Origin of the sequence: Aequorivita sp. CIP111184, from assembly GCF_900489465.1 — a bacterium.
Classification (GTDB): Bacteria; Bacteroidota; Bacteroidia; order Flavobacteriales; family Flavobacteriaceae; genus Aequorivita.
In genome coordinates, this window is the sequence record NZ_UEFQ01000020.1 from 100,397 (window position 1) to 112,450 (window position 12,054).

Sequence of the window (12,054 nt, forward strand, 5' to 3'; positions counted from 1 at the left end):
TTTTAATTTTTTTCGAATATTATATTTTGAAAATCTATATTATTCAGATTTAAAACTTCAAGATGTGTTTTTGCTACTTCCTCACATTTAACATGCAAATCATCTAATTGTTTAATAGGAAATTTAAGTTCGGAATTAATAGCTTGATACCAACCTTCCACATATTGATAGTGATAATGAAGGTATTCTTTTACTGGAAAAATAAAGCCATCGATTTTAGATTGAAGTTCTGAAATAACGCCGTTAATCTGTGAAATATCTTTTTTGATTTCCTCAATTTGCGTTGTCAATTCGTTCTTTTTATTCTCTATGTTTTTAATTTCTTCACGTTGACCTCTGATAAAGGCTTTTATTTTATCAACATTTTCATGCTCCTTCATTACAAAATCAAAGACTAAACCCCATATAACATAGACAATAAATCCCGCAAATATTATCCCCCAGAAATTAACGCTCTGTACTGCATCTGTGGGTGTGAATTTTTCTCCAAGTACGGCATCAAACAAGAAAATTTTCTTTTCAATAAGATAGGCGAGAATTAGGTCAAATGTGAAGGTCAAAATAAATAAGAAAGTAAGCTTCACAAAAGCACGCCATCCTTTTGATTTTTGAAACATGTGAACCAAATACCCAAGGCCCATAAAAACAAAGGGGATAGTCCCCACAAAAACTGCTTCTAGCCAACCATCTTCTATGGCCTTACCAAGTGCATTGGAGTCAAAAATGGCAGCAGTTAAACTTCCTGTTTCAAAATCTTTGAAAAAACCTGAATAGGAAGCAGATATATAGAACACAAAAAGATAAATTGTTATGGGTAGCAAAAGAAAAAGTCCAATATAAAATTGTGCCTTAGGGCGTTTATCGGAATCAATACCATATTTATCCGGATGTTGTTTCACGTCTACAATTTCAAATTTATGTTTATCAAGATCCTTATCTAAATTATCCTTTGAATCTTCATATATTGAAAGTGCTGTTTCCCTCTTTTTAAGTTCCGTTCTCTGTTTTTCTTGAGCTTCAATATAAGGTTGTTTTAATAGTCGTTGTTCATTCAGTTGTTTTCTACACAACTCTTCAAAACTGCTAAAAAGATTATGCAGGGCTACTCTAAAGGTCGTTGGGTTCCCACTAGCTTTGGCAGACGCTCCATAGCCGTTCTGATAATATGTAATTCTAACCTGTTCCCGAGCTTCTTGAGTTTCATCTTCGATTGGTTTCGTCGCTACTTTAGTTTTGAGCTTGAATAAATTATTAATTGCAGCCATAATTATGAATTTATATTTTTAATAATTTCTTCTTTGGGTAATTCCTTCTTAGCACTGTCTAATAAATAATCTGCCAACTCAGTGATGTTCTCTTCTAAAAACTCAAATTTTCTGCAATATTTTTTCAAGGTTATATATTCATCTTCAGTTATTTTTTTATCAGCCCAAATCATAACTGCTAGGTCATATAAATATTCAACCCTTTTTTCCAGAGAATCAGGAATTGAGGAATCATGTGAAGGGTTTAATAAAATATCATTCAATTGCTCTTTAGAAAGGCCGCGTTCTTCAGCAAACCTATAGAGCATTTGCATTTCTAAAACATCAAAATTATCATCAGAAAAAGCAATTTGATATAAGCGTAGAAAATGACTTTTTAATTCGATTGTTATCATATTAATTTAGATTGGTTAGTTTTAATTTAAAATAATAGTTGCCTTTAAGGCAGTGCCATAGGGGCATGCTAAAGTTTGTTTACAAAGGCTTAAAGCTTATTCCAAGAATGATAAGTAGCCTGCGGGCACCCAGAAGTTGAAGGTGTTGATTTAGTTTGCACTACCGTTCCACACTTTTTACAACTGTAATTTGTATCTCCAACATCGCCTAATTTTGTCCAACTGTGATATGTTTTTACAGAGCATCCCGAAGTGCTAGGAGTTGAATCTTTTTTAATTGCAATTGCACAATTTTTACACTGAAACCATTTTAGAGCCATATAGATAATATTATATAATTGCCTACTCTTTTGGTTTTCGGCTTCCCCAACAAAACAAATCTAAAATATCCTGTAATATGTATTTTACGGAAAACCGTAAAGCACCAAACTTTCCCTAAAACGGAATCATCCACCCCAATAGATAAGCGTAGTATTAAAATTGAAATCGAAAAATAAATTGACACGAAAAAGAAATAGAAGTTTTGGACTAGGCTGATCCCGTAAAGTTATTTTGAGTTGATTGTATTTCTCTTTATGAATAAGGTTATCAAAATTCTAACTGTAAGACTCACATCAATAATATTCAAAAGGTCCTGCTTGGAGCATTTTAAAAAGGGTTTAAAAAGCAAGTCAAGGGCGGCGTCAATGATTGTATTAAATACTACTTAAACGAATTCGTGAAGTTCCGTTTACTCTTAAAATAATTTATTTTGGGTGTTAATGAGGTTTCCCGTAAAATAGGTAGGTTTTGGCTTTTTATATTTGGCGGTATAACATTTTTTGAATTAATCTAAGTGGAGACCAGTAACCACAAAAACGGGGCGGTACTGAAAAGCCTTATGAGTAAGAAAAAACTAAATTAAACAAATATGAAATCTACGACTACAGCTTATTTATTATGGTTCTTTTTGGGAATCCTAGGCGCCCACAAGTTTTATCTTGGCAAGACTGGAATGGGGATACTCTATCTTTTCACTTTCGGTATTTTTGGAATAGGCTGGCTTATTGATCTATTTACCCTTGGCAGCCAAGTTAACACCTATAATGCGCTATTTGGAAAACAATTTGGAAATTCAAATAATACCAATACTAATAATATCGTTGTCAATGTGCCAGGACATAGTGCTACTAACCCACCTAGTATTTTAGAACAACTTCAAAGACTTCATGAATTAAAAGAAAAAGGAATCCTTACTGATGATGAATATTTGTCTCAAAAAACGAAGGTCTTAAGTTAAATAAATATGCCTATTTCACTAGGACTGAATTTATATCCCTAGCGAAGCGCTCTTGTTTTTTTATATGTTCAAAACGACAGAAAATCCACTAAAGATTTTTAATATATTTCGATTTGGAGATTAGATCGATACCCCCCAATTAATTGAAAACCCTATTCTTAGGAGATAGATTATTGGGGGTTTTTTTTGAGTCAATTAAAAATAATAATTGGAAGGGTGAAAACCAAATATAACAAAACCCTAAAACACTGCACTATTTAAAATGGTTTTCTCGATAAAAGGAGTGACGAGCGACGATCATGAGGTCTCGACCTTTCGACTCTGCTCGAGACAGGCCCGCGCTCGACCTGACATTCGAACGAAGAAGTATAAGGGTTAAACAAGTGTCGCGCTATCAGGGATTCTAAGAGATTGAAATCTTACGCTATGCTTTTCAGGGCTCGATTTGAGTCAGTTTGTATTAAAATTTATATTTTTAGCTACTCGATATAATTGGAGTATATAATCCTGAATATCACATTTCCACGGTTCGGGGCAGGTTGACCAGTCCAAGGCAATGATTGCATACCATACACTAACTAATGAATTTAATCTACTTACTTAATTTCAGCGAATGAAAAAACTGCGAAAGATTTTATATTGGCTGTTGTATTTAATTGCAGTGCTACTAGCTGCAGCCACCATACTTTCAATATTCAGAAATTCTGAAATTCGCTATCTGAAGATGCTGGACTTTCCGCGCATTCAGCTATTTGTATTTTCATTTATTAGCCTTCTAGTTTTAGTACTAATAACAAAAAAATGGCAATGGTATACTTATTTGGTAAGCTTTGCTCTTCTGTGTGGCTTGGCAATAAATGGAGCTTTCATAATCAATTATACTACTTTAGTTCCTGTAGAAGTACCAACTGCAACAGATTTAAAAGCTGCTGATGTTCAATTCAGTCTTTTAGTGAGCAATGTGAAAATGTCTAATAAAAATGCTCAACCCTTAATCGATTTGATTGCGGAAAAAAAGCCGGATTTGGTGCTTGCAATGGAAGTTAACGAATGGTGGGATGAAGAACTGAGTGTTATAAATAAAGAATATCCCTATTCCCAACACACTATTAATGAGGTTACCTATGGTATGGTTCTGTATAGTAAATTGCCCTTAAATAACGTGGAAGTTGCTTATTTAAATAATAAAAATGTGCCTTCTTTTGAATGTGTTGTAACACTCAGCAATGGGAAGGATATCAATTTCCATTGCATGCATCCTGTTCCTCCAACCCACTTTGAGGATTTACCGGATAACAAAGGCCAAAAAGAAACAGCCCTTCAAAAATTGGGGAAAATAGTGAACGATAGTAAGATTCCTTCCGTTGTGGCTGGAGATTTAAATGATGTGGTATGGTCTTATGTAAATGATTTGACGAATACACAAAATATACTTTACGATTTGAGAGTGGGTAGAGGTTTTTATAATACCTACAATGCAGAAAACCTTTTAATGAAATGGCCTTTGGACCACGTTTTTGTAACCAAGGAATTCAGATTGAAAAAATTGGAACGTTTACCAAAAATAGGTTCCGACCATTATCCTATATATGTTGAATTGGTATTGTAAGCTAGAAAAATAAAAAAATCACACTACATGATGACGGTTATAATTGTAATTATAGTTTCTGGAGCAAATCCTAAAAAACCATCCAATTATAATTATTTACTTAATAAAACGAAGTGACAAACTTGAATTGATGGATTAGTAGTTAGTGAAAGCATACTTGAATATTTTTATCCCTCAATTTATAAAAGACAATCTACCCACAGTACTTTAAAAACTAGTCCTTTGAATTAATGCTAAACTCAGTCATTAATTATTATATATTTGCCGCAAGTTTCAAAATCATGAAGAAAAATCTTACTTTTTTATTATTGATCTATGCAGTTATGTGTGGAAGTGCAACTCAGGGGCAACAATTGCTCGAAACCCATAAAATAGTTGCCAATACCAGAGGCGAAAGTGATTTTTTTGGCTCTAGAGTTATATTAAAAAACAATACAATGTTCGTAGGAGCCTTTAAGGAAGACCACGATGCTAATGAGCAGAGCTATAAATGGAATGCGGGTAGCGCCTATATTTTTGGATTTAACGGTACTGAATGGACACAGAGACAAAAATTGGTAGCCAGTGATAGATTTGATTTGGCCGAATTCGGAAGGGAACTTGAGCTAGATGCCAATACCCTTATGGTAAGTGCCCCAAGATCTAATAATGGTTCCATTTATGAAACGGGTTCTGTATATATGTTCAATAAAACAACTGCAGGAAATTGGATCCAATCCCAAAAAATCACAGCTCCCTTGCAAACGGCTAATGCGCATTTTGGTGAAAAGATTGCCTTAAAAGGAAATGTTTTTGCTGCAGCTTCAAGCCTTAAAAACGTCAATGTTTATAGCTTAGACGTTCCTAGCAATCAATGGCTCTTCCAGCAGGAACTAACCACTTCTGATGGGGGCACACGCTCTTCCTCCATTGATACTGATGGTAATATAATTGTTCTTGGTAATTACATTTTTAATGAAGGAAATGTTCCAAATTCCGGAGCGGTATATCTGTATAAAAAAGATGCTTCCAATAATTGGACTGAATTCCAAAAAATTGTAGCTCCCACTCCCATCGAAGATGACAATTTTGGCAGAAACGTCTATATCTATGACGATTTCCTTTTTATAACTGCATTAGATGCAGATAAGGTGTATGTATATAAATATAATACTGCCACCGCCCTATATGAAGCAACCCAAACATTAGTTGGTGCTCTTTTCTTTGGAACCTCCATGCAGGCGGAAAATAATATGCTGGCTATCGGATCCTATGGGGCTAATGCAATTATAGGGGGACAAAGCATAGGCCAAGCAGGTGCTATTTATGTATATGAACTCGATTCCAATATGGAATGGCAGTTACTGCAGAAACTCAATCATCACGATCCCCATGCTTACGATGCGCTCGGGGTTGGGCTTAGCCTTAGCAACCAAAGAATAGTTGCCGGGGCTTATTATCAGGATACCGATAGCAATGACAACAACCCTATAGATAAAGCAGGTGCTACCTATATGTTCCAACTGCAGGCACCAAATCCTGTTATAGCCTATCCCCCTGAAAACCTCAACCTTTGCGATACCAACGCTCCATTCAATGGAACGGAGGAATTTGACCTTACGCTAAATAATCCCTACATTATAGATAACCAAACCGATGTTTTGGTGTCCTATTATCAAAGCCAGGTTGATGCAGAAAATGCCACCAACGCTATTGGCAACCCTCAGTCTTATATCAATACTTCAAACCCACAACAAATTTATGGCCGATTGGAAAGCACGGTAAATGGAAGCTTTGCCATTACTAATTTCAGTATTTCAGTAAATGGGACCGTAACAATACCTACTAACTTGCAACCAATCGTCAACTGCCATACGGACGGAGGCACCGTCTTTAATCTTACCTTAAGAGCTGGCGATATTTACGGATCCCAGCCCCCATCAGATTATTCCTTGAACTATTTTGAGGCCTTGGCAGATGCACAAAGTAATAATTCGCCAATTGCCGATCCCTCCCTCTACGTTATTATGGGAAGTAATCAAACTATTTATGTACGCCTACAAAACAATGCATCGGGATGCTTCAGTACAGGTTCGTTTGAATTGGAAGCCCTTCCATTACCAGATTATACCGCTTCCATAAACGATTTTGAGATATGTGAAATATATTTTGATGGTATTGCCACCTTTGACCTGACTAATAAAATTCCAGAAATCCTCAACGGACAGGATCCTATACTATATGAGGTAAGTTTCTATGAAACAGCCGCAGATGCCGAAATGAAAACGAATGAAATAATCCTACCCAACAATTATCAAAATACTTTAAACCCACAAACAATTTACACCGGTATCGAGAACATCCAAACAGGTTGCTACGCAGGGGGAATACAGTCCTTCAATCTGTTAGTACAGGGCGTTGAACTGGCTCAGCAGCCCAATAACATTTATTTAAACGAAGGTGATGGCGATGGAATAGCAATCTTTGATCTTACAGTGAATGAATCTATGATGCTCGGTGCCCAAAACCCATCGAATTTTTCCATTTCGTATTTTGAAAATTTGATTAATGCTACCGAAAATATGAATGCGATAAGTACTCCCACTGCTTATACAAATCTATCCAACCCACAGGCCATCTTTATAAGAATAGAAAATCTATCAACTAGCTGTTTTACACTAGCCGATTTTGAAATTGAAACTGATGAAACGGGAATTCCGTTAGACAGTGATAATGATGGCATACCCGATGTGGATGAGGATGTAAACGGAAACGGCAATCTAGAAGATGATGATACCGATGGGGATGGAATACCTAACTACCTTGATGACGATGATGATGGCGATACCGTGCCAACTGCCATTGAGATAGAAGGAATTGGTGCAGGGATAATTGCTATAGATACGGATGGGGACAGTATACAGAATTATTTGGATAATGACGACGATGGTGATGGAGTGCTCACAAAAAACGAGGATTACAATAATAACGGCACCCCATTGGATGACGATATTAATACCAATAATATCCCCGACTTTCTGGATCCCGAAATCGCTCTTGGTAAAGAAAATTTTAACAAAGCTGCAATAACTATTTATCCTAATCCAGTAACGGAGGTGGTTAAGATAAAATCCAAAGCCTTTTATACAACCATTTCCTTAAGCCTTTATTCGCTGGAAGGAAAACTGATGATTCTCAAGAACCTACAGCCAAAAAATAATCTTATTGAATTGAGCATGGCAGCAATTCCAAAGGGGATTTATCTTTTGATTATTACTACAGAAGAAGGAATCCTTACCCAAAAATTGATTAAGGAATAAGAACTAGATTGGAAGTACCAAGCGGGTTGTACAAATTTCAAAAGAATAAGTACAACGGGGAAATTATATGAGACGAAGGACGAATTAACGGGCTTTAAATGAGGTTTATGATAAACTTCCCCTAAAAAAACGTCGATCGTAACATGAAGCTCTTTTCACCAGTTTTTTAAAGAGTCCATTATCACTACTTTTGATAAACTATTGTATGTTTATTAATGCTATGAAAGACGTATCCCATACCAAGAATCAAATTCAAAGTGTCACAAATTTTCAAGACCTCGTGGCTACCCCTTTTCAAGGAGCCGTAAATGCGCTATGTTGGAACCGTAAATTGGAAGGTGATTTCTCTGAAATTGCTAACAAGGTAGATTGCACAGAAACTATGGCGACTGTTAGTAGAGAGGAACTGCTCGAACTTCAATTGAGTGAGCAAGGACAACTTGCTCGAGAAATACTTTTAAACGATTTGAAACTATTGGAAGGCTACGGCGCAGCTCCCATTTTAAATGTAATACAGCATTATGAACGCGATGAGGACTTTCCCTGGTTTCCCACGGATGTTTATTCCTTTCATGTAGATCGGTCTCCCGTACCAACCGACACCTTTTTATGCACCTATTATGGGGCGGCAAGTGACATTATTCCAAATGAACAAGCCATCCAAAAAATCCGTGTTCCCGAAATACGGGCAGAGCTCAAAAAATTATATCAAGGAGATGAAGGCGCAGGCTTTGAAGATTTTTTAAGGGAATACTTCTTTGATCTACACTATAAAGAAAATCCAAATGCACAACCCATTAATCTAGGGGTTTGCAACTTATGGCGGTTGGCGGTTGATCATCCTAAAAGCAAAGTGCTCCCCTGCATACACCGCGCCCCAATGGAAAATGCCGGAGAACGGCGTTTGCTGTTGATTTGTTGATTTATCTTGTTTGCTTTAATAAAGAGCGACGAGCTTGGAGGTCTCGACTGCGCTCGACCTGACATTTGAGAGTAAAACAAAGACGATTTCCCTATCCCGTCTAAATTCTCAATACTCAATACTAACTTCTCAATACTAAATACTAAATACTAACTTCCCAATTATAACCTTTCCTTAACTGCCCGAACAAAAAAAGAACTATTACTTTACAAGTATAAAACGTAGCACCAATTGAAACACCGAAAATGGAAGTAAAACACAAACTTGCCAGATTGAGGTGGTATTTCAAAACAACTTTTTAAAATATGTAATTATGGAAAATAAAGAAGATTCAAATCGGCCAGAACAAAGTCCGATTGACCCAAAGAAAAACAATGCCAATCAGGAAAAAGAATATAGAAAAGATAAAAGGGATGGAAAAATAGATGATTCTGAGGAATAAATTCCACCCGAGAGCGCCTACGGTTGTTGATTTGCTAGATTAGATTATTGGATAGTTGGATTGTTTTCCTAAATGAAATATTTAGAAACTAGATACTAGCAAAAAGTTCCCGCCCACATTAATAACTTAAAATTCAAATTTACTTCCTCGTTCCGACTTCCAACTTCCTTCGTTGTTCGTTGCTCTTCACTCATAATTCGTCATTCCTGCACTCAATAAATAGAATAAAAAAAGGCCAGTGTTAACCACCAGCCTTTTAAATAGTAATATAGCATCAGCATTGATTTGCTGATAATGTACTGCTACTATTTTTTTGATTCTTCGATAGAAACTTTTCTAAATTGTTTCAATAATTTTTCTAATTCAAGCGTAGATTTTCTCGCTCTTGCCCCTGCAGCTTTAACTCCTTTTTCTGTAAGCGAATTAGCCTCTGTTGTAAAGGTTTCAAATTCCGCGTTGATTTTCTCGATTAAGTCTTTCATAGTATGATTTTTAAAATTAAAGCACGAAAATACAGTTTGACTTGGATAACTAAAAGAATATTAACCAAAATTCTTTCTAAATAGTCGTAAGTTGCAAATAAAGAGGAGGTAAGAGCGACGAATTATGAGGTGCGAAATACGAAGTATCAGCGACAAACTAAAATTCCTACTTCCTACTCCCAACTCTCCAACACTCGTCTTCCAAAGCGCTTTACAGCTGTGACCCGACTTTAAAATGCCTTTTTTATTTCACCTTTAGGATATGTACAAAGTTGGAAAAAGGCAGAGGCTTGACACTTTTAAGTGTGTTTGAGCAATAGCTCGCAACACCTTTAATCGTCATCATCGTCAGTATTGGAATCTAGTTGAATTAAATTATTGCCATCGCTTCTAATTTCAGTATGAACAATTTCACCCCCACTTGTACCCACAAATTTGGACATAACAATACTGCTTATGGACAGAAGGAGTACTACGATAAAGCCATATTTTGCAAAAGCGTATTTTTTATAGTGTATAAGAAAGGTGACTAGTGAAAGCCCCCCCAAAATCAACATCATCGTATAAAAAATCTCTGCTTGTTCTTCGTGTGCATGGATAAGGGTTTCACTTACTCCCGGTAGCTTCTCTACGATTTCCTCTGCTCCTTCCCCTGTAAAAAAAGCAGCAATAGCCGCTAGACTACTAAAAATGAAAATACCCAGTGCCATTGTCTTTACTTGGGGGCTTTTTGTGAAATAACCTGTGAGTAAGACAAAAAACCCAATCAATACTCCCACAATGGGAAGATGTGTTACTACTAAATGAAGATGTGCATCGTTCATGATTTTTATATTTAGATTATTAAATTTTGTACCTGTATTTTATAATACCTCAAAAGTATATGGCCTATCTAAGAGCCTTCTAAACGGTTTCTTAAAATTGGCTTAAGAATAGTATTTTGGAAAATCTACAAATAATAAAAGCCCCAAACATCGTCTGGGGCCCTTACCAACCAATCAACACTATAAAAAACCAAATTTTAAATTATAGTGAATCTATTTTTATAAATAATTTGGAATCCGTCATTGATATTTCACATCTTGCTGGAGCCGTTGTTGCGTATGTGTTTCCACAAGTAGGGCATAGATAATAAAGCGAAGGCAATGATTTTACATTTCCATCTTCCAAAGCTTTTAAGGCATTTATATAGAAATCTCTGTGTTTTTGTTCCACTTTATAGGCATAAGTTAAACTTATTTGAGCCATATAATTTCCAGCAGCATGGGCATCTTTTATAAAATTAGGATACATGGTATTAAACTCATAGCTCTCGCCTTCGATGGCATTTTCTAAGTTTTCTTTGGTTGAATTAACAGTGAATTCTGGTTTAACGTCTGGGATTTTTTCACCCATTCTATCTAACACAACCTTATGATTATTGGCGTGTATCAATTCTGCTTCAGATGCCGCTTTAAAAAGCATCGCAATTTCAGGATAGCCTTCTTCCACTGCTTTTTTACTAAACGCGGCATACTTAGCATGTGCGGTAGTTTCACCCTTAAACGCATCTTTCATATTCTGAATAGTTGCTTTTTGAGGGTCTTTATTTTCCGTTGTATCGCCCATAACCTCTTGCCCTATTTCTTCAGATGATTTCACTTCAATTTTGTCAACATTGTCTTTACAAGATTGAAAAAGCATACTTGAGAATACCATTCCAAGTACTAATACTACTACTGATTTTTTCATTTTATTTATTTTTAAATTATATTAATTATTGAGTAAATGTATCACCACATAGCTGTGGGTTTTCTTTAGTATTTCTTAAGAATTGATTAAAAAATTTATGTTATTCGGTGGTTTGATCTCCAAAATCTGGCAGTGTCAATTCAATACCTGCTCCATGTTGGAATACCAATTGCCCGCCTAAATAACCTGTTCTGGCAACCGAACCTACTAAAGCAGCAAATAGAAAAATGCCAACCCATTTTGTCCAGATGCTTTCATATTTGAAGTAGTATATTGCCACACGAAATAATGCGGTAATGATAGCAAGCCATAGTGTTATGACAGCAGCTTCTTCGTGAAGTTCCATGGGTTCTTGTAATATGCCGTCTGTCATCCCACTTCCTGCATAACTTCCGCTAATGTAAGCTACTATAGCACCTACAGCACCTAGAAGTAAGAGATAAAATGCAGCATTCTTGAAAAATGGCTTTTTACTGATTAGTGCTATTATTTCTGAAAGAAAACCAACTAAGATTAAGGCTATCGGAAAGTGGATAACCATTGCGTGAATGTGGGGTGCTGTTAACATTTTTATGTGTTTTTTAATTACATATCAAATGTAGCAGCGCAAACTAAGGCTGGGCTAAAGGA

Annotated in this window: 11 protein-coding genes; 5 read left to right on the top strand and 6 right to left on the bottom strand. The window is 36.0% G+C overall.

Features of this window, described 5'->3' with window-relative positions; all coding sequences use genetic code 11:
* Positions 1-2: 2 nt before the first annotated feature.
* Both AEQU1_RS09075 and AEQU1_RS09080 read right to left on the bottom strand, forming a co-directional pair.
* Positions 3-1,265 carry an ABC transporter permease gene (locus AEQU1_RS09075; RefSeq protein WP_111880547.1) on the bottom strand — a complete coding sequence of 421 codons (1,263 nt, stop codon included), beginning with the start codon at positions 1,263-1,265 and terminating at the stop codon, positions 3-5.
* 2 nt (positions 1,266-1,267) lie between these two features.
* Entirely contained in the window at positions 1,268-1,660 is a 393-nt protein-coding gene (locus AEQU1_RS09080; RefSeq protein WP_111880549.1) for a hypothetical protein, read from the bottom strand.
* Positions 1,661-2,570: 910 nt separating this feature from the next.
* Here AEQU1_RS09080 and AEQU1_RS09085 point away from each other — a divergent pair.
* The 5 genes from AEQU1_RS09085 (at position 2,571) to AEQU1_RS16325 (ending at position 9,211) form a co-directional block, all read left to right on the top strand.
* Entirely contained in the window at positions 2,571-2,939 is a 369-nt protein-coding gene (locus AEQU1_RS09085; protein ID WP_111880550.1) for an NINE protein, read from the top strand.
* Between the two features lie 613 nt (positions 2,940-3,552).
* On the top strand, positions 3,553-4,548 hold the full coding sequence (locus AEQU1_RS09090) for an endonuclease/exonuclease/phosphatase family protein (RefSeq protein WP_111880552.1): 996 nt from the start codon (positions 3,553-3,555) through the stop codon (positions 4,546-4,548).
* A 281-nt stretch (positions 4,549-4,829) separates the two neighbouring features.
* A complete protein-coding gene (locus tag AEQU1_RS09095; RefSeq protein WP_181566744.1) occupies positions 4,830-7,847 on the top strand; it encodes a T9SS type A sorting domain-containing protein in 3,018 nt (1,005 codons plus the stop codon).
* A 220-nt stretch (positions 7,848-8,067) separates the two neighbouring features.
* A complete protein-coding gene (locus tag AEQU1_RS09100) occupies positions 8,068-8,769 on the top strand; it encodes a hypothetical protein (RefSeq protein WP_111880601.1) in 702 nt (233 codons plus the stop codon).
* A gap of 313 nt (positions 8,770-9,082) precedes the next feature.
* On the top strand, positions 9,083-9,211 hold the full coding sequence (locus AEQU1_RS16325; RefSeq protein WP_258455255.1) for a hypothetical protein: 129 nt from the start codon (positions 9,083-9,085) through the stop codon (positions 9,209-9,211).
* Positions 9,212-9,516: 305 nt separating this feature from the next.
* On the opposite strand, the gene AEQU1_RS09105 is transcribed toward AEQU1_RS16325, so the two are convergent.
* The 4 genes from AEQU1_RS09105 to AEQU1_RS09120 all read right to left on the bottom strand — a co-directional run bounded on the left by AEQU1_RS09105 (position 9,517) and on the right by AEQU1_RS09120 (position 11,992).
* Positions 9,517-9,693, bottom strand: a complete 177-nt coding sequence (locus AEQU1_RS09105; RefSeq protein WP_111880555.1) for a histone H1 — start codon at positions 9,691-9,693, stop codon at positions 9,517-9,519.
* A gap of 332 nt (positions 9,694-10,025) precedes the next feature.
* Positions 10,026-10,517, bottom strand: coding sequence for a DUF2231 domain-containing protein (locus AEQU1_RS09110; protein WP_111880557.1), 492 nt, complete (start codon positions 10,515-10,517; stop codon positions 10,026-10,028).
* Positions 10,518-10,719: 202 nt separating this feature from the next.
* On the bottom strand, positions 10,720-11,424 hold the full coding sequence (locus tag AEQU1_RS09115) for a rubrerythrin family protein (RefSeq protein ID WP_220092314.1): 705 nt from the start codon (positions 11,422-11,424) through the stop codon (positions 10,720-10,722).
* Positions 11,425-11,524: 100 nt separating this feature from the next.
* Positions 11,525-11,992: a DUF2231 domain-containing protein gene (locus AEQU1_RS09120; protein ID WP_111880559.1), complete on the bottom strand. Its 468-nt coding sequence runs from the start codon at positions 11,990-11,992 to the stop codon at positions 11,525-11,527.
* Positions 11,993-12,054: the final 62 nt, after the last annotated feature.